The following is a 24097-nucleotide window of genomic DNA, read 5'->3' on the forward strand; positions in this document are numbered from 1 at the left end:
AAATTGAGTAAAATCAAGAGCAAAGTAGCCCAAATGAGTGCAACAAATAGCGCTAAAAAAATAAAATTCGGTACCGATGGCTGGCGGGGAATCATCGCTGATGATTTTACCTTCGCCAATGTCTGTAAGGTAACTCGTGCGATCGCGAATTATCTGGATACAGCCTACGGCAAAGACCGCCCCGTCTTGGTAGCTTATGATACCCGCTTTCTGGCTGATGAGTTTGCCCGCACCGCTGCTGAGGTTTTGGCAGACTTGGGCTGGACGGTGAAAATTGTCAACCGGGATTGTCCGACGCCAGTGATTGCCTATCAAGCGCGTCAACTCAACTCAGCCGGAGCGCTGATGTTTACAGCATCCCACAATCCCGCTGCCTATTGCGGGATTAAATATATTCCGGATTATGCAGGTCCTGCTACCCCGGAAATTACGGATACGATTGTTTCCAATATTGCTGGGGCAGATGATGCACTACCGAGTGGTAAGTCGGGTGATAAAATTTCTACCTTTGATCCGAAACCGGATTACTTGGACTTTATTTACACGCTACTAGATGTAGAACGGATTCGGCGGGCGCAACTCAAAGTAAAATACGATGCCCTTTATTCCACCTCTCGCGGTTATCTGGATGATGTCCTGGAATACTGTGGCTGTCAGACGGAAAGCTTTAACACTACCCGTGATGTCTTATTTGGTGGCGGAATGCCCGAACCCAAAGGCGAGTATCTGGTGGGGTTAAGAGAAGCCGTGACGCGAGATCAGGCGGATTTAGGTCTAGCGACTGATGGGGATAGCGATCGCTTTGGTATCGTAGATGAACAGGGTAATGTACTAACCCCCAATACCGTGCTATTGTTACTGGCACGCCACCTGATTAAAAACAAAGGTAAAAAAGGTGCGATCGTCCGTACCGTTGCCACAACTCACCTATTGGATAACTTTGCCGTAAAACATGGTCTAGAAACTTACGAGACAGCCGTCGGGTTTAAATACATCGGTCAGAAAATGCGGGAAACCGAGGTGCTGATTGGCGGTGAAGAATCCGGGGGATTGAGCATTATTGGGCATATTCCTGAAAAAGATGGTATTTTAGCCAATATGCTGGTGGCTGAAGCCATTGCCTACGAAGGTAAACCCCTAAGTCAGTTAGTCGAAGAAGCGATTAAAGAAGCGGATGGTCCGGTTTACAACCAGCGTCTAGACTTGCATTTGAATGAGGATCACAAAGCCGCCGTTTTAGACACTTGCACCAAAAATCCCCCCCAAGAAGTGGCTGGAATTAAGGTTAAAGAAGTCGGGCGCAAAGACGGGATTAAACTCTATTTATCAGAAGGAAGTTGGGTGTTATTGCGTCCCTCCGGTACCGAACCTCTGATGCGGGTGTATATGGAAGCGGATTCTCCTGAAAAGCAAAATCAAATTGCTGAGGCGATGAAGCAGATGATTCAGCAGATGGAACCAGCAACGGTATAACTAAAGCTTGCTGAATTAGGGTTGTAGAGACGTTACATGCAACGTCTCTACACAGCAAGAGGAGGCGATTGAAATCGCTGCTACACAAACAAAGTCCGCCTGCGCGGACTGCGATTATAGAGGATTTCGACTTCCATCCCCCCACCAAAATGAATCGCAAAATAGTTTCAATCCCTGATAGGGATTATAGAGGATTTCGACCCAACATCGTACCACATTCACTGCAAATACTTCAGTTTCAATCCCTGATAGGGATTATAGAGGATTTCGACTTCAAGAGAGCGATCGCGAATAAGGGCAGGAGGATGAGTAAGTTTCAATCCCTGATAGGGATTATAGAGGATTTCGACAATCCTGCCAATCCCCACCAACCTGATCAATAGCTTGTTTCAATCCCTGATAGGGATTATAGAGGATTTCGACATCAAAGTTGCCAAATTTGCGGACAGCTCGTCTAAGTTTCAATCCCTGATAGGGATTATAGAGGATTTCGACAGCTTTATCGAAAAATTTACTTAGAGGTAATCATGGTTTCAATCCCTGATAGGGATTATAGAGGATTTCGACGAGGGCAGTTCCCCTCGCCGCCGCACTGCCACTCAAGTTTCAATCCCTGATAGGGATTATAGAGGATTTCGACTAGTAGTAGGAAAAGTAGGTTCAGAAGTAATTTGGTTTCAATCCCTGATAGGGATTATAGAGGATTTCGACACTATGCCTTATGATATTTACTATCAAGAACATTTTATCGTTTCATAGGGTCGAAGGAAAGATTTATCTTTCTCAGCTCCCATTCAAAACCGAACGAGCAAGTTTCCAAGCATTCGGCTCCTAGTATGCCTCCGATAATTAGTGGAACCCTTTCCCGTTTCCAGTTGGGGGTCTGGTCTGTTTAACGCTTTTATTGTCCCTTTTTATCCCACGTTCAGAGGTTTCGCCTCCTACGTTTTAGGCATTTTAAGAACTTAATCAGTCGTGACCAAGGCAGTGACTGCCATACGTCAGCTTATCTTAAGCGTTACCTTAAGCTTTGGCTTCTTATGACATCGTATTCAATCGGGTTCATCCGGAGTTAGCTCACCCTACTTGTGAAGGATTTCCTTATCCAATCAGGTAAACAAGTTGTGCTATCTGTTCAACAAATAACAGTTCATGTTTCCTGTGGATGGATTTGCGGTTTAACCTATCACCTCTGACCAGAATTATCCTGCAAGAGAACCCGATGATTTACCTCGTTCCAAGTAACTATTTCTTGATACCTTTAGGTTCCGAGTATCCGCCGGGGTAATTATCGACAACATCTCTTGTTGGTGGATTGCGCCCAACAAGCTCTTTACCCATTGCACCAAGTATGGAGATATCCAAAGGATAATATGGATACCAGTCGCTGTCCCTTTGGGGCTGGTCACTGTTATCCCCTTCCTTTGTTACCACCGTTCCTTTACATATAGTAAAGAATCTAGGTTTTCTCCCCTTTCGGGAGAGAATTCCCGTACACAGCCTCTTTCTCTGGCTCCTATCTAACGACGGGTCTTACTCAATTTACTGTACGTTAACCCTGGGCATCTTCCCTCCCGACTTCACCAGTTGAGGCTACCAGCTTATCCGGTTTTCTCCTAAGCTGTTCCAGGACAAGTTGCTATCTTGTTTAAGGTAGGAGATGGATTCACCCCGATGCTAAGGGGGTGGGAATTTAACCCACATAGATTACTTAGTTGTCAAGGTGCAATTTTAGTTAAACTAGGGCTGCACCTTGCCACCTTTTCCTATTAGTATCTTTACAGCAAAAAAAAAAAATCTAATAATTATAGGTGAACGAGTCGCCCCAATCCCTGATAGGGATTATAGAGGATTTCGACTGCCGACCTCTGAAACGCTTGCTGTATTTGGTTTTCAAGGTTCGATTGCGACAACCTCTTCTAACTATAGCATTTCAGCCCTCGCTTTTGACAAGCCCTCTCCAACAAAAACTCTCAAATCCTTGCTGGATAAGTTTTTCAGACATTGCGACAACCTCCTAAACTGGGAAAAAGCCTGTATCCCTGATCCAATAAGGATTACAGCCTCAAATTTTGACTCCTCAAAAAAAACACCTACTGGTTGTCGCATTAGGCAAAGAAAATCGAATCATCCCGAAGAGATTCGCCGCCGATGCGCTTAACCTTGCATTGACAATACCCCAGAGGCAGTCAAACTGTACTCATATAAACTATACTGCATCCACTGCCCTGAAGACTTGAGCGTTAGATGAAAGCCTTAACTAATCTACTCACATCTGTGATTGTCGCCGCTTGGATTGCGGCAATTGCCATCCTATCGGTACAAAATGCCACACTTGTATCTCTTAGATTTCTCAATGTTGAATCCATTAAACTCCCTGTGGGAGTTGTTTTAGCGTTTAGTGTGGGAATAGGCGTGATTGCTGGGGCAATTATTCCCTGGGTATGGCAGATAGAAGGCAGAAGGCGATTATAAGTAGGTGGACATAATTAACGTGAAGGGTGAAGATAGTCATTTGTCATTTGTCATTTGTCATTTGTAAGGGTTTGAGGTTTGTTTACAAAACTTAGTGGGTATGCTGTTTTCTTTTTAGGTAATCTGTAGGGACGGGTTTAGGGACAATTGTAGGGGCGGGTTTAGGGACTAAATTCAGCTAGTCACCGATAAATCAACAAGAAAACCCGCCCTCCCCACCGATAAATCAACAAGAAAACCCGCCCTCCCCACCGATAATGGAACAACAAAACCCGCCCTCCTCACCGATAATGGAACAACAAAACCCGCCCTCCCCACCGATAAATCAACAAGAAAACCCGCCCTCCCCACCGATAAAGCAACAACAAAACCCGTCCTCCTCACCGATAAAGCAACAACAAAACCCGTCCATTCCTCCACCGCCAGACAATCAATTAATCCCAAACCGAACAACAAAAATCAGCAGATTTTCAACCGCGATCGCATATCAAAATGTCGGCGTGAAAGGGTGGGGCAGGGCGGGTTTTGTCGAAAGGTGATTGGTTGCTTCATTAATTTTGTCCCTAAACCCGCCCCTACATGGGAACTTGGAATAACCAACGATAGTATGGGGATTGCAAGGTTTATAATTATTTACACCACCAACGCTGGACGCTGGTGAATCCCCGGATTTGTCGCTTCTAACCGAGTAGCCAACGCAATCAGCGTCGCTTCAGCCGCAGGGCGTCCCACTAGCTGAACCCCTACAGGTAAACCCTTTGAGTCAAATCCTGTCGGAATTGCGATCGCGGGAAGTCCACTGGCATTAAATGGAGGACAAGGCGCAATCCAACGAATAATATTTTGCAACGTTTCCTCTGGACTTAAAGACGCCCATTCCCCCACCCGAATCGTTGGGTGCATATAAACCGGAAGCACCAACACCTGAAAATTCTCAAAAAAGCCGACAATCTGTCGCGATGTAATCTGCATCTGGGCAACAGCTTGCAAATACTCCCCCGCCGAACCGGATTGGGCGGCAATCCACTGATTCATCGGACTTAACGCCGCCACGGGAATTCCTGTCGCCGTTACCCCGGCTTGCCACACCTTTTGAAAAGGTTCAATTAAAGCACTAAAATCAGGACAACCCGGTTCCACCTGATGTCCCATCTCTTCCAAGCGCCGCGCCGTTTCATGCACCGCCTGCTGACAAACCTCTGCGGCATCCCCTAGAGGGGGTATCGCTGTAGAAAAGGCAATTCGCAATTGACCCAGCGGTTGACGAGTGGCTTCCAGAAATGATACCTCCGGATCAGGTAACCAATAGGGATCACCGGGAATATAGCCAGACATCACATCCAGCAACGCCGCCGCATCCGCAACCGTGCGGGCTAAAGAACCATTAGCGGCAATTCCATTTTGGCGATCGCCCACTGGGGCAAAAGAGACTCGTCCCCGTGCGGGTTTAATCCCCACCACGCCACAGCAGGAGGCAGGTCCACGCACTGAACCGCCCCCATCAGACCCCTGGGCGATCGGGCATAATCCAGCAGCAACAGCCGCAGCAGACCCCCCACTTGATCCGCCTGGGGTGTATTCTAAATTCCAGGGATTACGGGCTGGGGGGAATCCTGGAGGTTCGGTATAAGGAAGCGAACCCACTTCTGAGGTGGCGGTTTTGCCTAAAATAATGAATCCCGCTTGTTTAATCCGGGCGACGACGCCATCATCGTAAGGTGCTATTTTATCTTTGAGAATCGGCGTGCCGTAGGTACAGGGTAATCCCTGGACAGCGGTGAGGTCTTTAATAGCAATGGGTACGCCAAAAAAAGGGGGCAGTTCGGCACTATCTCTTATCTGCGTCAACTGTTCCGTTTTGGCTTTGGCATCCGCTAGCGCCATATCAGTGGCGACACTAAAATAACTGCCCAATTGAGGATTAAACTGTTGAATGCGGGCTAAATACAGTTCGACTAATTCTAAGGGAGATAATTGACCTTGGCGAATTAATTGCGCTTGTTCTAAAGCGGGTGTGAAGGCTAAATCAGTGTTAGTCATTTGTCATTTGTCCTTAGTCATTGGTTATTTGTCCTTTGTTGAAGACGGCTTGCTGTCTGTCGAGGTAGGTTTAGCGGGTGTAGGGTGAGGAGAGCAAAGCGTAACGCACCATTTCAAACGATAGTAGTGAAACCCTATAACAATAGGCAATTGAGCCAATGACGCAGAGGTTTAGGTTGGTTGGGTTCTTGATAATTATTGGGTAATAGTTTAATCAGCGCCTCTTCTAACGTTTCCATCGCCTTTTGGACTTCCTTTGGTTTGGGGCGTTTGGATTGAGGAAAGTGCAAGGGTTCGCCAAATCGCAGGGTTAATAGCTTGCGAAAATAAAGGTCATGAGTGCCAATCAAGGCTACGGGTACAATGGGGACGCCCGCCCGCAACGCATACATAATCCCACCTCGCGCTAAGGGTAATTGTAATTCACCTTCAACCTCACCCAGTCTCCCCTCTGGAAAGATTAAAACGCCATCCCCACGGGCAAAAATTGCCTGCACCACCCGTTCTATCTGTCGCATAGTACCTAATCCGGCGTTGCTGGGTACATCCTCTTCAATGGCGGCGGCTAAGTCGGCTAAATCCTCGCGCCCTGCTTGGGCGGCTTCAATAACCGCTTTTTCTTCTTTCCAGCGCCGTTCTAGGGGAATGACACCCCCCGCCCAACCCAAAATCCGGCGTTTCCACCAATGGTTATAGAGAGTACGGGCGTCAGCCGGGGTGTAGTAGTAGGGATGTTCGGGGACTTCGGCGAGAATCAATAATGGATCAATGTGATTGAGATGGTTGGCGGCGAGTAATGCGGGTTGAGTGGGGATATATTCCGGGTTTTCGATTCGCACCGGGAACAGCAGATGAATAAACGATCGCAGGATGAAACGCCTTACCCTTCCCCTGACTCGCTGATCACAATCCCCATTCGCGATCGCATTCAGATTATTCCTAGCATTTTCGACAGCATCACGCACTCTGCGATCGCGGGCTGCACTCAATCCTTCTTTCACCCGTTGAATCATTGCAGGTGTCAGGGGTGGCGATTGGGTTTGTTGGGTTTGCTGATTCTCTACGGAGGAACTCATAGGCAATTAGGGAAACAGGGAACACCGAGGTAGCCGGAATAGACTTCATCATTCATCTTTGATAACGTCTGTCCTCGATAGGAAATGCAATAGCCCAGTTTTTCCTTTGTCACCGTCTCCACTTCGTTGCTTTGATTACACCATCCTGAATAGCTTGGAGTCGCAACGGTTCAAGTTACAACGGTAGTATAGACAGTTCAAAAACTGGCATACTATTATATACCAGTTTTCCAGGTCGTTATAAGAAGTTTAAATACTAAATTTGAGTTAGCCGCTTATGGTGCTAATGGTTATCCTGGGACACAATAAGGCTAAATTATTCAGGGAGCTTCTCAGTTGCCAAAAGAAGCTCCCTAACGGTTACTATTATTGATTTCCTTGGGAATCATTGTCAGTTGGAGGTTGAATATCAACATCAGGCGCGGTAATCGTCTTTTCTTCTTGGGTTACTTCCACATCAGGAACAGTAATCTCTTTTTGCTCAGTTCCTACATCAACTTCTGGTCCCTCAACTTCATATTCGGGCAAATTCCCAGGATCTACGTTTACATCTACATCCGGTTCTTCCCCGGCTTGCTCTTTTTCCACGCGACAACCTGTTGAAACAACAAGCAGTAAAGCCAGAGGAAGTAATAGAAAGGGTCGTTTTAGAAAAGACATAACTTTTTTATAGAATTCATTATCTCGTTACTAGGGTATTTACATAATGTAATAACTCTTACAACGAAGACTCTCTCATTTTAGGAAATAAGGTCAATTTTAGCTTATGCCTTTAGGATGAAATTATTTGAAGTAGCGTAGCATGTCTCAATTGTTACATCAGCCTCGTAGGGGCGCGAGGCTTGCATCCGTGTCAACTTAAGGTGAGAACTTTTCCCTGTAAAACTTTGAATTTCATCGCTTTAATCTTATCCGGTTCCTTCCCCTTGATAAGGGGAGGGTTAGGGTGGGGTAAAAATGTTGAGGTAGGGGCGCACCGACGTGCGCCCGATTTAATCGTCAAATCTACTCAGCCTCACACAAATCGATGCATAAACTCATAGGTCAAATCCACTCGTCCTTTACGTAACATCGCCGGGTCGAAGCGTTCTGTGGTATTACAGGTCATTAATACCACTAATTTTTGCTGCGCTTTAATTCCGGTGTCATCAATTACACTCTGATACAAAGTTCCATCCAACAAACTGAGAATATGCTCCGTTTTATTATTCCATTGTGCCACTTCACTGGCTCGATTTTTTGCTAAGTTATCCGCCTCGTTAATAATTAGGGCAACTCGTTCCAAATAACTCGGCGGTACAAAATTTTCTACGGCATCATGATCCAGAATAAAAATCGTATACCCCAACGGTACAAGAACTTCTTTTGCCAGCGCTTGTGTCCATACCGTTTTCCCGGTTCCCGGTTCACCATGCACGACAATCGCTAACTGGTTTTGATCCAGAATTGCCTGCTGAACGGTATCGGTAAACCGTTGAATATCGCTGGGAAAGTCTCTAATCTGAAACTGACTGTGAACCTTCCCCACGCGACTTTGATAACCACTCAGCATCACCGCTACATTATAGGTCGCTTTATTCACTAACGGGCGAATTTCATCCGCCATTAAATTGTAGCAGCGCCGTCCTTGACCCTGGTTATTAATTTGTAACCAAATCTCTGGATTAGACCAGTAGGCATAGACTGTGCCAAACACATCTAAGCGTTGCCAATTGACAAACTTTTCTAGAGGATAATAAAAGCGACGATCCATGTAATCTTGAGTAATTAAATCAGGACTGCCCAGAATATCCAAGACTTTAAATAAAGTGACTTCTTGTAGTCGATTCAGGACATACTCAATCGGAATACTCTCGCGAGTAACCGTTTGGGTGACGGGCGTATTGACAAATATCGTCTCCCGCTGACAATGATTAGGAGTTGGCGGGTCAGGGGTAATGTACTCCCAGAACTCATCCCACTCATAACGCATATTTTCGGAAAATAAGCTCAAAACATTGGCAAAAATATTATAGTGATTTCGCCCTAATGCATCAGCCACATCACTGGTAAAATCTAGGCTCTTTTGCAATAACTCTGATGTATCATTTTGCAACAAATGTAAAATAAAATCCAAATCAAACTGCCGGGATAAAGGACGCCAGCCTAACCCCAATAACCCTTTCGATTGCCGATTATTCTGATGAGATTTTTCTTGAGACCAAAGCTGTTCTGAATTCATCACTATTTTTCCTGCTGAGTTGGAGACTCCTGGCGGATTAGAGTTGCTGTAGATATTTAGGGGGAACAAAATCCACTAACCACACGCCATTATCGGAACAGTAGAATGTATGACCCTTTTCGGACATGGCTTTAGCATCGACAGCTAAAACCACTGGAGAACCATGACGCTGTCCTACTTTTTTGGCGGTGGCGATATCCTGGGATAAGTGGACGTGATGCCGTGACATTTTGCATAAGCCTTGACGCCGAATCGATTCAACAGTTTTGTGACCTGTACCGTGGTAGAGTACCTCTGGTGGAAGGGTTGGTTCTAACTGTAAATCAACCGCGACACTATGCCCTTGATTGGCGCGAATCCGTGTTTCTGTCGCATCAAAGGAAAAGCGTTGTTTATCATTTTTGGCGACGACTTCTTTAAGTTCATGGAGAGTAAGGGGAAAGGAATATTGTTTACAAGCAGATAGCAGTTGATCAACGTTGACCCAACCTCCTGGTTCTAAGGTTAACCCAATCCGTTCGGGTTGATGCCGTAGATGTTTGCTGAGATATTTACTAATTTTAACCAGGCGAGTAGAGTTCATGGTTGATTGAATCAATAGCTTTTAAGAATGGTTTCGCTAACCCTAAACAATGGTTGGATAACGTTGCCTTGAGTCTGAGTCAGATCAATGGGTTCACACTCAGGGGTGAGGACTAGACTAGCTTGTATTATACAATACTACAATTACTAAAAATTGTCTACCTGTTAATTATTCGTCATTTGTCATTTGTCATTCGTCATTTGTTGAAGATGACTTTCACTCTAATCGGGGCGGGTTTAGTTACATCTGGGTGTAACCAAAAAGATAGTAGTGAAACCCGCCCCTACACAATCTCCCCCATCTGACACACCGAGCGAAGTCGAGGTAGTTCCCCCATCTTCCCTATCTTCCCCATCTCCCCGATCGCCTGATAGGGTTGTGTAACCCTGTTTTTTTTCGAGTGAGTTGATACAATGAACCAGGCGTAGGAACGGATGCATGATTCGATGAACAATACATCAACCTCTAGCTATGGTGTAGTCTTGGTAACGGCAACGTCAAAAGAAGAAGCAGACGCGATCGCTTCATCCTTAGTGGAAGCGCGAATGGCAGCTTGTGTCAGTATTACGCCCGTGCGATCGATTTATACCTGGGACGGAAAGGTGAATCGTGACCAAGAGTGGCAATTGGTGATTAAAACCGATTTATCTCAGTTTGACCAGTTAGCTGCCAAAATTCAGGAGTTGCATAGTTACGACGTTCCTGAAATTATTGGTTTGCCGATTATTGCTGGATCTGAGGCTTATTTACAGTGGATTTCCGAGAATGTATCTGTGAAAAAATTGTAGGGGCGGGTTTAGGACTTTCGTTTCGCCATTGATGATAACATTGAATCAAAACCAGTCCAGTTGTAGGGGCGGGTTTAGGGAATTTTATTTCGCCATTGATGATAACGTTGAATCAAAACCCGCCCTGATCTAGAGAGAGATGAGGGATAAGTAATTTCTTGATGCCCTTTGTCCTCGGCTGTGGGATAATCATACTTTTGAGGAAGTCGTCATTTTTTAAAGTTGTACATCGTCACATTTCGTTCTGTTTAATGCCTACTTCTGAACTCTCAAAGCGTATCCAATCCTTCTGGAAATTTCTCGTCAAATTATTAACCAGCAATTGGCGTTCTCTGGTCATATTATTTCTGGGTGTCTATATCCCCGTGCAAATCTTCGGAGAATTAGCCGAAGAAATTTGGGAAAAGGAAGGGGGTTTTCCCTGGGATGTGCCAATTTTATTAGCGATTCACTCAACAACTTCCCCTCAACTCGATACGTTTGTGATCTTCCTGACGAACTTGGGTGCATATTGGGGGGTGTTTCCTGTATCTGTGGCGATAGTACTGCTCTTGGCATTCCGACGCCAGTGGCGATTCCTTACCTATGCGCTGATAACCTATTTAGGCAGTGTTATTATTGTTCGTACCGCTAAGTTAACTTTCCAGCGAGTACGTCCGAGTTTGTGGGAATCCCCTGCGCCAGAATCGGATTATGCGTTCCCCAGTGGACACGCGATGGGAAGCGTAACGTTTGCGATTGTATTAATTATTTTGACCTGGAATACCCGTTGGCGTTGGGTGACGGTGATTGGGGGTATCGTGTTTGCGATCGCGATTAGCTGGACGCGGATGTATTTAGGGGTTCATTACCCCAGTGATATTATTGCAGGTTGGATGGCATCCATTGCTTGGACAGTTGGCGTCTGTTTGGTGATTAGACCCCACAGGAGTCAGCGACGACTGGAGAAAGAAGAGAAAGCGGCTACAGAAACGTCCTAACATAGGGGCTGCTGAATAAGTGTTCCCTATCCTCACCACAAGACGTTCCACCGGAACGTCTCTACTACAGCAACCCCGATATAGTGAAACCCGTCCCTACATTTCTCAATTCTTAAAACGTTTCGCTCAAAGTTTGGCGATAATGAAAGAAAGCGTGTAAAGAACCACAGGACAACTTACAGTGGCTGGCTTTCAGTTAATCACGCTGGAGTTTAAGCCGATGCAGCCTGTGACTGGAAGAGAGCGCTTTGGCTAAACCAAACCAAGAGGAGGATTGGCAATGGATATAAATAGACGTGAAGGGAGTTATTTGTTGTGGTGCGGCTTTCTGTTTGGATTTGGAGGATTGCACCGCCTCTATAATGGTAAAATTGCCACAGGTTTGTTGTGGTTTTGTACGGGGGGATTATTTGGGGTTGGTCAATTCGTTGACTTGTTTCTGATTCCCGGCATGGTAGAAGAACATTATCTCAAATATGGGAAGCGCGATCGCATCACTGGAGAAGCAACGGTTTCTGGTTCACCCACATTAGTCCAGCCTTATCATGCTCCTGCTACTTTAAACCATGACTCCTTTGTTGTCCAATTAGTAAAAGCGGCTGAAGTCAGAGGCGGTAAATTGTCCGTGACTCAGGGGGTTGTCGATACGGGACGAGGGTTTGCGGAAGTAGAAGCGACGTTGAACGATTTGGTCAAGTCCGGGTATGTGAATATTGACAATGACCCCGATACAGGTGTTGTCGTTTATGCGTTTCCAGAATTAGAGTTGAGTGTTAATCCTGAGTTAAAGCGATGGGTGTAGGGAGGTTGACCACTATCCTATTTTGAAATATCGCATTATCCTGCTCATCAGCATTATCCTCATTGCTCCTTTGGGGTATGCGGTGCGGTTTTACGCACCTGCACCGGAATGGCTGAATGACCGCCTGGGTAGCTTTGCTTATGAGATTTTCTGGATTCTCTTGGTTGGACTTTTCTTTCCCCAAGCGTCACCCCTGTGGACGGCGGTAGGCGTCTGTATAGTTACTTGTCTCCTGGAGGTTCTGCAACTATGGCAACCTCCATTTTTGCAAGCAATCCGAGCCACGTTACTGGGTCGGGTTATCTTGGGGAATACCTTTACCTGGTCAGATTTTCCCGCTTATTTTATCGGGAGTTTTCTGGGTTGGGTCTGGATGCGATCGGCTTTGGTCTACTCGCGCCAGTCACGTCGCCAAAGTAAATCATAACTCAATACGTTACCGCTTAAAGGCTGAGGGAATTGTATTAGTTTTACACAGCAGACAGTGTACAATCTGGCTGTATCGGACTTATACGCTGGGAGTGCTTTGTGTATTATTTTCATGAACCGCCTTATTTATTGTTAGTGATGGGTTTATTGGCTGGGATTACCTGTGGTGCGGCGTTTGAAGCCACACTGAAACAAAAGGTACAGGAATGGTCAAAAAACCGTTCCTCTCGCAGTCTGGCTCAAATGCAAGGATTGCCATTATTCATCCCATTCCTAGGAATTTCCGCCGGAATTTGCGTATTTTTGGCGGCTGGGTTAGAAATTTTTAGCTTTCCCACATTCCTGGCTTACACCATTTCCCTACCCCTAACTCTATTCATTGGTTGGTTAGTGTGGTATCAGTTGGGTAAACTTTTAGGACAGCTAGAACGAGGCGGCTCAAAAGCCATAGACCTCGATGCTTGGGAATAGAATGTAGAGACGCGCCATGGCGCGTCTTGATTGTTGAAACCCCAATACCCCATTCCGCCTCACCCATTCCCCCGGATGCGTTTAAGATACAGTTGAGCCACTCTATCCCTAGGACTCAACCGTAAAACCTCTTCAAATCCTTGTGCGGCTTGCTCAACAGCCTGGAGATGATAGAACGATAACGCCTCAGTAAACAGTTGCAATGTCGCCAACTTCCCAGCTTTTATCTCCGGAGAATCCGCATCAAAGACTTCATAAACTGTGACTAATTCCGCTTTTCCCTTAACCTGTACTTGACCAATTAAACGAATCGCATAGTCAGTGGGATGCTGTAACCCTAAGAACGTATGATGGGAAATTAACAACGACACGCCATACTCCTTCGTCAATCCTTCCACACGAGACGCCAAATTCACCGCATCACTGATTACCGTCGTATCCATGCGATTGCATCCGCCAACTGTCCCCAACATCAAAGAACCCGTATTAATCCCTATACCAATTCTCAGGGGACTATCACCCTGATTCCGGCGCTTTTTATTATACTCTCTCAGTCGATGCAACATGGCAATTCCGGCGTTCACCGCATCATTAACCTCACCGCCAAAGAGTGCCATAATCCCATCGCCAATATACTTATCGATAAACCCTTGATTATCCACAATCGTCGGTTCCATACATTGTAAATAAGAATTAATCAATTTGAAAGTATCATCCGGTGTGATTGTTTCCGAGAGTTGGGTAAAATCCCGAATATCAGAAAATAACACCGACATTTCCTTCTGCACCTGATCCCCAACTTGTACCTCCACAATACTGTCCTTATCCAAAAACTGGAGAAATTGACGCGGCACAAACCGGGAAAATGCCAGATTCAGTTGAGAGAGTTTTTGCGTAAATCGTTCGTGTTCAGCCTCAGCGTGGCGACGTTCGGTAATATCTTGAAAGGCGACAATTGCATAGATAACATTCCCCTGTTCATCAAAAATAGGTGTTCCCCAGGCTTCGATGGGAATAATTCTATCGCCGTGATGGATTTCAATATCATCCGCCGTCGCATATTCACCACGTAAGGCTTTTACCATGGGTAATTTATCATTAGGATAAAGCTGCTTTGTTCCAGCGACATAGTTTTGATAAAGTTCAGCAATTTTATCATAGTTGATATCGGGTATAATGCCTTTGGCGAGTAACTCCTGCGCCCGTTGATTCAAGTAGTGACTTTTGCCCCGTTTATCGATAACCGCGACTCCCACAGGGACGGCTTCTAAAAATTGACTTAATCGACTTTCATTGCTGCGAAGTTCGGCGTAGAGTTTAGCATTATCAATGGAGATTGTGGCTTGAGAGGATAAGAGTTTCAGCAGTTCTAGTCGGTCTGAGGTAAAAGCACCTGTCGTTAAAGTATTTTCTAAATAAATCAATCCGGATAGTTTGCCTTGATTCAGTAATGGACTACACAAAATAGACTTAGACTGATTTTGGATCACATAGACATCCTGGGTAAATTTACCCTGATTCATGGCATCATGTAAAACCACTGTTTCGTGGGTACGTGCCACATAATTAATAATACTTGTTGCCACAGCGGTACTACTTTCTACTGGAATCGACTGTAACACCTTAACCGTCTCCTGATTCACCGCAGCCTCCGCTTCAATCAGCAGTTTTCCCTGAGTGGACAGAATCAAATAGCCTTGAGTTGCACCTGCATTTTCAATCAGAATTTGCATGAACTTTGCCAGCAATTGATCTAAAAGGATTTCTCCTGATAAGGCTTGGGAGGCTTTCAGAACACTGGTTAAATCTAAGCGAGACGAATCACTCCCATCAGAGGTTTGAATAAAGGGATTGACGTCGGAGGTGTTCCTGTCGGCTGAACGTAAATTTGCCCGCCGTTCAATTAACTGAGAATGGCGTTCCTCTAAGTCCCTAACTTTAGCGTTTGCTCCCCAGCGACTATAGCAATAATGCGCTTTATTCATATACGTTTGAGCAATTTCTACTCGATTGAGACTGAGATAAAATTCGGCGGCGCGTTCATAGGCTAAGGCTTCTTCTTGGATATACCCATGTTCTCTTGCCCCCTGAATCGCGTGGTCGTAATCGTCCATTGCCTTGAGGAAGTCTCCTAAAATTCGCGCTTTCTCTGCTGCAACTAAATCATACTTATGTTGATAGTTCATCGGGGCATAATTCGCCCAATGTTGCATTTTTTCTTGATTAGCAATGACTTGCTTTAAATACTGTTCTTGTTCAGAGGGTTCTACAGTGGGATACTGCGCCAAGAGGATGAGTGAATTGTAGAACAGATGAATCGCATAAACGATTAATCCCTGGGCTGATCCGGCAAATGCCTCAGTCTGATGGGTTACGGAAATCGCTAAATTAACCTCTTTAAATAAATAACTGAGGATTTCTTTGGCTAAATAGGCAAAAAAGAGTAAGGTATGATTATTGGTTTGGTGTAAGTAGGGCAGAGTTTCCTGTTCATCAAAGCTATCCCCCTGCAATTGCACTACTGACTCGACTTCCCCAATTAAGTTCAAGCAGAGTTGTTGCCAGAGTTGGGTTAAATAAAGGGAAAATGTATGGTTTATTTTAGAGAGGGATTTAATATAGTGTTTATGTTTTTTCTCGACAACATCCAGGGGAGTACCAATAAAAAACGAATAGGTACAATCATTGGTCATGCAATACCCCGCATATTCTAAATCCCCAGTTTCCAATCCCGATTGAATTGCCGATCGCAAGGGAATTAAGGTATCCTTAGCATGGGCTTTCCAGTGGTGGATATAGACATTAAACAGGTGCAGCACTTTACACTTAAGCGCCTTCGCCTCTAATTGATCTAAGAGTCTCAGCGCCAACTCCCCGGCGTAATAGCCTTCCTCTATTTTCCCCAACATTCCACAGAGAAGCAATCCATATACTGAATAGGCGTAAGTAGACTCTGGCAAAAGCCCATAGGTTTGACAAAGATTGACCATGGTTAAGATTACCTGAAACAAGAGTTCCGGCTTGGCTAAATAGGTAGCTGACGCAACAGTAACCAGTAGTCTCATTGCCGCTTTTTTCTGCGGATCAGTCATTTGGGGAAAGTCGTCTAAATCGGTGAGCGAAGGTAACTTAACTTGTCTATTTCCTCCGTTAGACTCGACTAAAAAAACATCCAGCATTTCCAGAGTTTCTAAGCCAATATCAATCGCCTGAAGTAGCTGGTTTTGGGCGATACTAATCTGCATCATCAGTTCATAGACTTTGACGCGATCGCGCAATGTATTAGCTTGGTCTAAAATAACCGTTCCTAACTGTTTTGCGGCGGCAAAATTTCCTCGTAAATAGGCGGCTTCGGCAGCTTCATAATAGAGTTTTACTGTTAAGTCATACTGAAGCTGCCAGCTATCCGTGGCTAACAAATTCAATCCTGTATTTAAATAATTAGCCGCCGATTCATAAGCAGTGGCAGCTTTGGCTTTTTGTCCAGCTAAGAGATTCAATTGAGCCAGTTCATTTCTCTCAGACTGATGCGTGATTAATGGGATACCAATATTTAACTGATTGACAATATCAAATAGTTTCTCCTCCTGCTTTTCTGGTGGAGTTGTTTTCAGCATAAACTGACCAATTCGCAGGTGAATGCCAGGTTGATCAGGTTCAGGAATTAAAGAATAGGCAGCTTGTTGAATTCGGTCATGAATAAATCGGTATGAAGAATTAATCGTGACACTGATTGGTAATGTAAGAGAGGAGGAATTGTCATTCGGATCATTGTCAGTGAAATAGCTAGACGTGGTGAGTACAGCAGATTGAATAAATTTGTAATCTTCACCGAGAGGAATAATTAGTCCTGCTTGAACCGCCTCCCATAAGTCAATGGCAGTTTCTAACGGTGATTTATCATAAATAGCGGCTAACGTAGTTAAATCAAAGACATTACCAATTCCAGCCGCAAGCTGTAAAGCCGACTGAGTATTTTCTGATAACGTTTGCAGTTTTTGGGCGATAAATTCAACAACGTTATCGGATACCGTTTGCGCTGCAATCTCTTGAATATCCCACTGCCATGAACCTGAATCAAAATCAAATTGAAGTAACCCTTGGTTATAAATAGAGGTTAAGAACTGGTTAGCAAAAAAAGGATTTCCTTGGGTTTTGTTCCAAACCAATTCTGCCAGGAATTTCACCTCCTCTAAAGAACAATCCAGCGCATCGGCAATTAGCTGATTCAGGTGGATTAACTCTAAAGAGCTAAGATTAATTTGATTAACTGCTACACCCAGATTAAGACTCTTATCCAGCAACCTATTTAAAGGATGAACTGGGTTAATTTCGTTATCCCGATAGGCAGCAATAATTAAAAGATAACGACTATCGATATCAGTCAGTAACCGTTCCAACAAATCCAGAGATGCCGAATCTGCCCATTGCAAATCATCTAGAAAAATAACCAGAGGATGTTCTGCTTGAGCAAACACCTGGATAAACTGAGCAAACAATCGATTAAAGCGATTTTGCGCTTCTGTCGCCGGAAGTTCAGGTACAGGAGGCTGTTGACCGATAATCAGTTCAAGTTTAGGAATAACGTCAATAATAACTTGACCATTAATCCCAAACGCCTCTAACAGTTGAGAACGCCAATCGGCAATTTTGGCTTCACTTTCGGTTAAAATTTGTCCGATTAAGTCAGAGAAGGCTTGCACCAAAGATGCGAAGGGGCGATTTGGGTTAAATTGGTCAAATTTACCAACTATAAAATAGCCCCGTTCTTGCACAATTGGTTGATGAAGTTCCTGGACTAATGCCGATTTACCAATCCCAGCGGAACCCGATATAAGCATTAATTCTTTGCTGCCATTAGCCACACGGTTAAAGGCGGCGAGTAAGATAGCTAATTCAGCATCTCTACCATAATTTCTTTGAGGAACTTGGAATTTTTCACTGACATCATTTTCGCCAACGGGAAAGGGTTCGATAAAACCATTTGCCTCTAATTGCATCAGACAAATCACTAAATCGGCTTGAATTCCCAAGGCACTTTTATAGCGTTCGTCTGCTGTTTTCGCGAGGAGTTTAAGCACAATGTCTGAAACCGCCTGGGGTATCTCCCCCACTCCCTTACCTGCCTGCATCTGTTTACTCCCGTCTAAAAGATGGGGAGGTGTGGGATATTTTGCCAGATGGCAATGCACTAACTCCATCGCATCTTGAGCCTCAAAGGGAAGGTTTCCGGTCAACAATTCATAAAAGGTGACACCCAGCGAGTAAAAATCTGTGCGATAATCCACATATCGGTTCATTCTGCCCGTTTGTTCCGGGGAGATATAGGCTAAAGTCCCTTCGATAACATTGGGGTTTTGTAGAGTCGGATTTTCCTGACTCAAAACACTGGCAATGCCAAAATCAATCAGTTTAATTTGTCCGGTTTGGGGATTGTAAACAATATTACTGGGGTTAATATCTTTATGGATAATAGTAGCGGCGTGGATTTGATTTAAACTATCGGTTATTTTAATCGCGATATCGAGAAACTCAGCCAGAGTCAGTGGATGGTGATTAAGCAATAGCTGTAAAGAATCGCCGCCGAAATCCTCGAATATAATGACTACGTTGTTTTGATACTGTTCTAAGCGATACGCTTTGACGACGCCTGCCAAATTGAGACGGCGGGTAATCTGATATTCCTGCTTATATTTGCGAATCTCTTCCGGTGTAGGATAATTAGTCTTCAGGCGTTTAAGGATAACCGCTTGCTGATCCGCTTGGCGAATTCCTCGATAGACAATCGATTGAGTGCTTTCATAAATTTGGCATAAAATCTGATAACCGGGAATGTTAAACATAGATGTGATTTAAAGAAACAGGGAATGGGCAACACCTCGGCTTACCTCGACTTCGCTCGGTAACACGCTCGGTGTGTCATGGGCAATGGGGAACAGAGAAGCACAATCAGGTATATAAACTGTTAAAACCAATAATTTTATAGGGATTAAAAATCCTCGATACTTATTTTTCATCCATTTGCCTTGAAACCCTCTGCCTTCTACCTATTCAAACAGCGTAACTGATAAATTCGAGCCACGCTATCTTCAGGGTTTTGGCGCAAACACTGTTCAAACAGACTGGCGGCTACGTCAAGCTTACCCAGATTGTAAAATAACAGGGCTTGTTCAAAGGTTGTTTTTGTGACTAACTTAGCCTGTTGCAGTTCCGATTCATCTGCATCAAAGACTTCATAAACACTCACCGCCTCAGATTTCCCCTTAACCTTAACTTTATCAATCACACGAAAACTATAGTCATTGGCATTATTGAGCTGGCAAAACGTGTAGTGAGAAATTAACAACGGTACGCCATACTCTTTGGTTAATCCTTCCATCCGATACGCTAAATTAACAGCATCACTAATCACCGTACTATCCATGCGCGATGCACCGCCTACTGTACCCAACATCAACGAGCCTGTATTAATCCCAATGCCAATGTGAATCGGCACATAGCCAGTTTTGGTACGATGACTATTATACTCAGCCAGCCGATGCAACATGGTAATTCCCGCCTTAAGTGCATCATCGGCACTACCGCTAAAGAGTGCCATAATCGCATCGCCAATATATTTATCAATAAACCCTTGGTTATCAATAATGGCTGATTCCATGCGACTCAAATAGGAATTAATAAATTTAAAATTATCGTCCGGATTCATTTTTTCTGAAAGGCTGGTAAAGTCGCGAATATCAGAAAATAGCACTGACATTTCTTTCTGGACTTGATCACCCAGTTGCACATCGACAATACTGTCTTTCTCCAACAATTGAAGGAATTGGCGGGGGACAAAGCGGGATAAGGCTTGATTGAGGGCAAACAGATCCGTGGTAAACTGAAGGCGTTCGGCTTCGGCTTTTTTGCGTTCGGTGATGTCTTGAAACGCCGCGATCGCAAAAATAATAGTCCCGTCTTGATCAAATATCGGTGTTCCCCAAACCTCTAGGGGAATCACCTGATCCCCGTGGCGAATTTCTAGGTCATCAGCCGTGGAAGTTTCACCCTGAAGCGCTCGCACAATCGGTAACTGCTCAAAGGGATAAAGTTGGTTGGTTCCGCTGCGATAAATGTGATAAAGTTTAGCTAATTTTTCCGCATTGACTCCCAGAGGGATGCGATGTCGGGTTAACTGTTTTCCCTTACGATTAATATAGTACAGACATCCTTGATAATCCAATACCGCCACACCCACGGGCATCGCTTCCAGAAATTGCAACAGTCGTTTTTCACTATCGAGTACGGCTTGAATTGCCTGATTATGCAACTGGGCGGTAACGGTATCCGAATGTTCCGTTGTCGTCTCCAGCAGAATTTCTAAATCCGCATTTTCCTGCTTCAGGGCGGCGATTTCCTGGCGCAGACTGGCATTTTCCAAAATGAGCTGCTCTAGGGAGGGGTGTTCAGGTTGCATAGGTGCGATCGGCTTTTTCCGGACGAGCTATAGTTTTCATATCAATCTGTTCAGCCTTATTTCGGAAAAAATGTCATTTGTCATTCGTCATTCGTCATTCGTCATTCGTCATTTGTCATTTGTCAGAGAATCGGTAAGGTAGAACTTTGAGTTAACTCCCTCTGTTCCCCCTGCTTCCTCTGCTTCCCCTGCTTCCCCAGCTCCCCCTGCTCCCTCTGCTCCCCCTGCTTCCCCTGCTTCCCCTGCTCCTCTGCTTCCCCTGCTTCCCCTGCTTCCCCTGCTCCCCCTGCTCCCTCTGCTTCCCCTGCTCCCTCTGCTCCCTCTGCTTCCCCTGCTCCCTCTGCTCCCTCTGCTCCCCCTGCTTCCCCTGCTTCCCCTGCTCCTCTGCCCTAACATCTTTCCGATGAGGGAAGTCAAAATGCATCCGGCGTATCACGCTTAAATGGAATGGCACTGACTTAAAATTCAGCCCTGAACTAAAGTTCGGGCTAAAAGCTCAAACCCGTTAAAACGGGTTAAATACTTACCCAGTAGGCTTTAGCTCACTTGAGCTTCGACAGGGAAATTCATGTCTTGGCTATACAAGTCAGTTAAATACTTACCCAGTAGGCTTTAGCTCACTTGAGCTTCGACAGGAAAATTCATGTCTTGGCTATACAAGTCAGTTAAATACTTACGCAGTAGGCTTTAGCTCACTTGAGCTTCGACAGGAAAATTCATGTCTTTGGCTATACAAGTCAGCAATATTCCTCTTAAGCGTGCCATTCCTCTTAAATGACAGGTAACTATGGGAGGATGAGGTGCGCCAACTTTTAATTCAAGTGCCGCGAGGACAAGGGGATAAGGTTCTCGATATGGCTAAAGCTCATCAGGGAACGAATCTGGCGCGGTTTGAGGCGTCTGATACCGAAGGAGAGCTAGATTTTGTGATTACTTATGTTCCCAATCGTCAGGTAGAGAGCTTTTTAGAAGCTTTAGATACACTTCCTGATTTACATCTGACATTAGTGCCTCGGGGGATGATGCCCCTTAAACCGCCCCCGTCAGAAGCCCCGCAACAAGTGAAAGAGGTGCAGTTACGCAGCCCCTTAGAGATATTTTTAGCGGGGTTGCAGAGTGTTGGTTCTTGGAAGGGATTTCTGGGGTATGCGGCTTGTGCAGGTGTGGTGGTTTGGATTGGGCTATTTACCAATACCATTTATCTACTCACCGCCGCGATGTTAATTGCGCCCTTTGCTGGACCGGCTATGAATACCGCGATCGCAACGGCACGAGGCGATTTATACTTACTTAAGCGTAGTGTCATCCGCTATGGTGCAGGGATTGGCGTGACGGTGGTTGTGGCAGGGGTTTTGAGTGTGATTATGCAACAGCAAGCACCCACCAGTCTGATGATGGCGAGTTTTAAGGTATCATCAGTTACGATTCTCCTCCCCCTCATTGCCGGAACAGCAGGCGCTTTGAATCTCATCCAATCTGAACGCAGTAGTCTGGTTTCCGGAGCCGCCGTTGGTGTGTTAGTCGCCGCCTCCTTAGCCCCAGCCGCCGGATTAATCGGCATGGCAGCCGCGATCGCACGATGGGATATGGTAGTTAATAGTCTGTTCCTCCTCGTGCTTCAGTTAGCTGGGATTAATTTTTCTGGCGCGATTGTCTTCCGTCTGGTGGGGCTTTCCGCTAGGGGCGCTCGCTATAACCGGGGAAAGCGGTGGTTGTTTCCAGTCGTATTAGGGATTGGGACGGTGATCATGGCAGGGTTGTTAACCGCGCAACTTTGGCAGGAACCCACTTTACAGCGAACCACACTCGAACAGCGTACCTCAACAGAGATTCAGCAGGTGGTGCAGGAGAGTGATTTGGCAAAACTGGTGCAGTCGAATGTGCAGTTTACGCCGACTAAAATCGAGGGACAAAATACGCTACTGACGATAGTTTATGTGCAGCGTAACCCGGACGTAACGGCTTCTACGGAAACGATTCAGACGCAGTTAACCCAAGCGATTCAAACCCATTTATTAGAACAGGATTTTAATGTTACACCCTTAGTGCAGGTGAATGTGTTGGAATTGCCAGAGGTTCAGGGTAAAAGAGTAGAAGGGTAAGCTGAGGTGCATTTAAATTGTGTATTCCCTGTTCCCTGTTCCCTGTTCCTTGTTTCCTGTTGCGATCGCAACATCTTCAGTGTTGAACGTATCATTAACCACGCTGCTAGCATTAATCTGCGCCATACTCCTGGCGATTGTCCATCTATTTGGTGGACAAATGCGCTTTCTCGATGTGATTCCTCGCAGTCAGTGGTTATCATTCGCCGGGGGCGCGTCGGTGGCGTATGTTTTTGTGCATTTATTGCCAGAACTCAATCAGGGACAACGAACCATTGAACAGACAGAAGGATTGGCGATCGCGTTTTTGGAAAGCCACGTTTATTTAGTCGCACTTCTGGGCTTAACGGTATTCTATGGCTTAGAACATCTGGTTAAAGTATACCGACAAAATCAGCATAAACTTAGCGGTATCCTCTCTCAAGGACTCTTTTGGTTACATATTGGCTCGTTTTCCCTTTATAACCTGTTAATTGGTTATCTACTGATTCATCGCGAGGAACCGGGAGTAGAGAGTCTCTTATTCTTTTTTATCGCCATGGCGTTGCACTTTTTTGTCAATGATTATGGATTGCGGGATCATCACAAAGACGCCTATCATCGGGTAGGGCGCTGGGTTTTAGCGGGTGCAATTTTATGTGGTTGGGCGATTGGACAAGCTACGGAAATATCTGAAGCCGCCTTAGCCATGCTGTTTGCCTTTCTGGGTGGAGGAATTATCCTGAATGTGATTAAAGAAGAACTACCCGAAGAACGGCAAAGTCGATTTTGGGCATTTGCTTTGGGTGCAACTGTCTACGCTGGTTTACTCGTTTTGGGTTAGATTTTTGGGCGATTCAGGACAAGAGAGTCCCATCTTAACGTATCGATGGCGAATCAAGCACTGTCTTCGGATTTTCCATATTTAGCGTAGACCTGTTGAGGGGTTGCTGGCATTACGTTATAGTATTCTTCGCTACCGTTGCTCTTGCCAATCGGAGCTTGGTATCCACAGACAAACTCGGCTGTGCCGTCACTGAAGACATAAGCCCCACTGTAGTAACCCTCTTGGTCAGGATTACCAAAGCTTTCTTTGACAATTTTGGTTTTGTTGCTCATTTTTTTGTTCATCTAAAATCTCATTCTCAGTAGTCGGACACAATTAAACTTGAGTGTGAGGGCAAAGAAACACCTCGACTTACCTCGACTTCGCTCGGTAACA

Annotated in this window: 18 protein-coding genes and 1 CRISPR repeat array; of the genes, 10 read left to right on the plus strand and 8 right to left on the minus strand. The window is 45.2% G+C overall.

Annotated features, from left to right (window positions below):
* The first annotated feature begins 33 nt into the window (after positions 1-33).
* The 3 genes from RIC07_RS14270 (at position 34) to RIC07_RS14280 (ending at position 4487) form a co-directional block, all read left to right on the plus strand.
* The gene (locus RIC07_RS14270) at positions 34-1473 is read left to right on the plus strand and encodes a phosphoglucomutase/phosphomannomutase family protein (protein WP_446381195.1); all 1440 of its coding nucleotides are present in this window, start codon (positions 34-36) and stop codon (positions 1471-1473) included.
* Positions 1474-1637: 164 nt separating this feature from the next.
* Positions 1638-2184: a CRISPR direct-repeat array (repeat unit 37 nt; unit sequence GTTTCAATCCCTGATAGGGATTATAGAGGATTTCGAC).
* Positions 2185-3720: 1536 nt separating this feature from the next.
* On the plus strand, positions 3721-3948 hold the full coding sequence (locus RIC07_RS14275) for a LapA family protein (protein WP_446375479.1): 228 nt from the start codon (positions 3721-3723) through the stop codon (positions 3946-3948).
* Positions 3949-4205: 257 nt separating this feature from the next.
* Positions 4206-4487 carry a hypothetical protein gene (locus tag RIC07_RS14280; RefSeq protein ID WP_446395103.1) on the plus strand — a complete coding sequence of 94 codons (282 nt, stop codon included), beginning with the start codon at positions 4206-4208 and terminating at the stop codon, positions 4485-4487.
* 94 nt (positions 4488-4581) lie between these two features.
* Here the strand turns inward: RIC07_RS14280 and RIC07_RS14285 are convergent, their stop codons facing one another.
* The 5 genes from RIC07_RS14285 to RIC07_RS14305 all read right to left on the minus strand — a co-directional run bounded on the left by RIC07_RS14285 (position 4582) and on the right by RIC07_RS14305 (position 9868).
* Positions 4582-5988, minus strand: coding sequence for an amidase (locus RIC07_RS14285; protein WP_446395104.1), 1407 nt, complete (start codon positions 5986-5988; stop codon positions 4582-4584).
* Between the two features lie 134 nt (positions 5989-6122).
* On the minus strand, positions 6123-7064 hold the full coding sequence (locus RIC07_RS14290) for a lysophospholipid acyltransferase family protein (RefSeq protein ID WP_446395105.1): 942 nt from the start codon (positions 7062-7064) through the stop codon (positions 6123-6125).
* Positions 7065-7430: 366 nt separating this feature from the next.
* Positions 7431-7724 (minus strand): hypothetical protein, encoded by a 294-nt coding sequence (locus RIC07_RS14295; protein ID WP_446395106.1) that lies wholly within the window; start codon positions 7722-7724, stop codon positions 7431-7433.
* 355 nt (positions 7725-8079) lie between these two features.
* A complete protein-coding gene (locus tag RIC07_RS14300) occupies positions 8080-9285 on the minus strand; it encodes an AAA family ATPase (protein ID WP_446395146.1) in 1206 nt (401 codons plus the stop codon).
* Between the two features lie 37 nt (positions 9286-9322).
* Positions 9323-9868, minus strand: coding sequence for an RNA 2'-phosphotransferase (locus tag RIC07_RS14305; RefSeq protein ID WP_446381201.1), 546 nt, complete (start codon positions 9866-9868; stop codon positions 9323-9325).
* 446 nt (positions 9869-10314) lie between these two features.
* Here RIC07_RS14305 and cutA point away from each other — a divergent pair, with 446 nt between their 5' ends.
* The 5 genes from cutA to RIC07_RS14330 all read left to right on the plus strand — a co-directional run bounded on the left by cutA (position 10315) and on the right by RIC07_RS14330 (position 13338).
* A complete protein-coding gene (cutA, locus tag RIC07_RS14310) occupies positions 10315-10656 on the plus strand; it encodes a divalent-cation tolerance protein CutA (protein ID WP_446395107.1) in 342 nt (113 codons plus the stop codon).
* Positions 10657-10907: 251 nt separating this feature from the next.
* Complete coding sequence (locus tag RIC07_RS14315) at positions 10908-11636, plus strand: phosphatase PAP2 family protein (protein WP_446395108.1); 729 nt, start codon at positions 10908-10910, stop codon at positions 11634-11636.
* Positions 11637-11916: 280 nt separating this feature from the next.
* Entirely contained in the window at positions 11917-12438 is a 522-nt protein-coding gene (locus tag RIC07_RS14320) for a TM2 domain-containing protein (protein ID WP_446395109.1), read from the plus strand.
* A 22-nt stretch (positions 12439-12460) separates the two neighbouring features.
* Complete coding sequence (locus RIC07_RS14325) at positions 12461-12865, plus strand: ribosomal maturation YjgA family protein (RefSeq protein ID WP_446395110.1); 405 nt, start codon at positions 12461-12463, stop codon at positions 12863-12865.
* Between the two features lie 101 nt (positions 12866-12966).
* Positions 12967-13338 (plus strand): hypothetical protein, encoded by a 372-nt coding sequence (locus RIC07_RS14330; protein WP_446381207.1) that lies wholly within the window; start codon positions 12967-12969, stop codon positions 13336-13338.
* A 59-nt stretch (positions 13339-13397) separates the two neighbouring features.
* Here the strand turns inward: RIC07_RS14330 and RIC07_RS14335 are convergent, their stop codons facing one another.
* Both RIC07_RS14335 and RIC07_RS14340 read right to left on the minus strand, forming a co-directional pair.
* Positions 13398-19181 (minus strand): AAA family ATPase, encoded by a 5784-nt coding sequence (locus RIC07_RS14335; RefSeq protein WP_446395111.1) that lies wholly within the window; start codon positions 19179-19181, stop codon positions 13398-13400.
* 200 nt (positions 19182-19381) lie between these two features.
* Complete coding sequence (locus tag RIC07_RS14340; protein ID WP_446395112.1) at positions 19382-20794, minus strand: adenylate/guanylate cyclase domain-containing protein; 1413 nt, start codon at positions 20792-20794, stop codon at positions 19382-19384.
* Positions 20795-21594: 800 nt separating this feature from the next.
* Between RIC07_RS14340 and RIC07_RS14345 the strand changes: the two genes are divergently transcribed.
* Positions 21595-22896 carry a DUF389 domain-containing protein gene (locus tag RIC07_RS14345; protein ID WP_446395113.1) on the plus strand — a complete coding sequence of 434 codons (1302 nt, stop codon included), beginning with the start codon at positions 21595-21597 and terminating at the stop codon, positions 22894-22896.
* A 19-nt stretch (positions 22897-22915) separates the two neighbouring features.
* A complete protein-coding gene (locus RIC07_RS14350; RefSeq protein ID WP_446395114.1) occupies positions 22916-23719 on the plus strand; it encodes a hypothetical protein in 804 nt (267 codons plus the stop codon).
* A gap of 53 nt (positions 23720-23772) precedes the next feature.
* Here RIC07_RS14350 and RIC07_RS14355 read toward each other — a convergent pair whose 3' ends face one another.
* Positions 23773-23994: a hypothetical protein gene (locus tag RIC07_RS14355; RefSeq protein ID WP_446381212.1), complete on the minus strand. Its 222-nt coding sequence runs from the start codon at positions 23992-23994 to the stop codon at positions 23773-23775.
* Positions 23995-24097 lie beyond the last annotated feature (103 nt).

It is taken from the genome of Coleofasciculus sp. E1-EBD-02, assembly GCF_040218245.1.
Lineage (GTDB): Bacteria > Cyanobacteriota > Cyanobacteriia > Cyanobacteriales > Coleofasciculaceae > Coleofasciculus.

Excerpts from the sequence above, each read along its gene's own strand:
- RIC07_RS14305 (WP_446381201.1), bottom strand. The coding sequence starts at position 9,868 with ATGAACTCTACTCGCCTGGTTAAAATTAGTAAATATCTCAGCAAACAT.
- RIC07_RS14280 (WP_446395103.1), top strand. The coding sequence starts at position 4,206 with ATGGAACAACAAAACCCGCCCTCCTCACCGATAATGGAACAACAAAAC.
- RIC07_RS14355 (WP_446381212.1), bottom strand. The coding sequence starts at position 23,994 with ATGAGCAACAAAACCAAAATTGTCAAAGAAAGCTTTGGTAATCCTGAC.
- RIC07_RS14295 (WP_446395106.1), bottom strand. The coding sequence starts at position 7,724 with ATGTCTTTTCTAAAACGACCCTTTCTATTACTTCCTCTGGCTTTACTG.
- RIC07_RS14300 (WP_446395146.1), bottom strand. The coding sequence starts at position 9,285 with ATGAATTCAGAACAGCTTTGGTCTCAAGAAAAATCTCATCAGAATAAT.
- RIC07_RS14285 (WP_446395104.1), bottom strand. The coding sequence starts at position 5,988 with ATGACTAACACTGATTTAGCCTTCACACCCGCTTTAGAACAAGCGCAA.
- RIC07_RS14315 (WP_446395108.1), top strand. The coding sequence starts at position 10,908 with ATGCCTACTTCTGAACTCTCAAAGCGTATCCAATCCTTCTGGAAATTT.
- RIC07_RS14340 (WP_446395112.1), bottom strand. The coding sequence starts at position 20,794 with ATGCAACCTGAACACCCCTCCCTAGAGCAGCTCATTTTGGAAAATGCC.
- RIC07_RS14270 (WP_446381195.1), top strand. The coding sequence starts at position 34 with ATGAGTGCAACAAATAGCGCTAAAAAAATAAAATTCGGTACCGATGGC.
- RIC07_RS14335 (WP_446395111.1), bottom strand. The coding sequence starts at position 19,181 with ATGTTTAACATTCCCGGTTATCAGATTTTATGCCAAATTTATGAAAGC.
- RIC07_RS14320 (WP_446395109.1), top strand. The coding sequence starts at position 11,917 with ATGGATATAAATAGACGTGAAGGGAGTTATTTGTTGTGGTGCGGCTTT.
- RIC07_RS14275 (WP_446375479.1), top strand. The coding sequence starts at position 3,721 with ATGAAAGCCTTAACTAATCTACTCACATCTGTGATTGTCGCCGCTTGG.
- cutA (WP_446395107.1), top strand. The coding sequence starts at position 10,315 with ATGAACAATACATCAACCTCTAGCTATGGTGTAGTCTTGGTAACGGCA.
- RIC07_RS14290 (WP_446395105.1), bottom strand. The coding sequence starts at position 7,064 with ATGAGTTCCTCCGTAGAGAATCAGCAAACCCAACAAACCCAATCGCCA.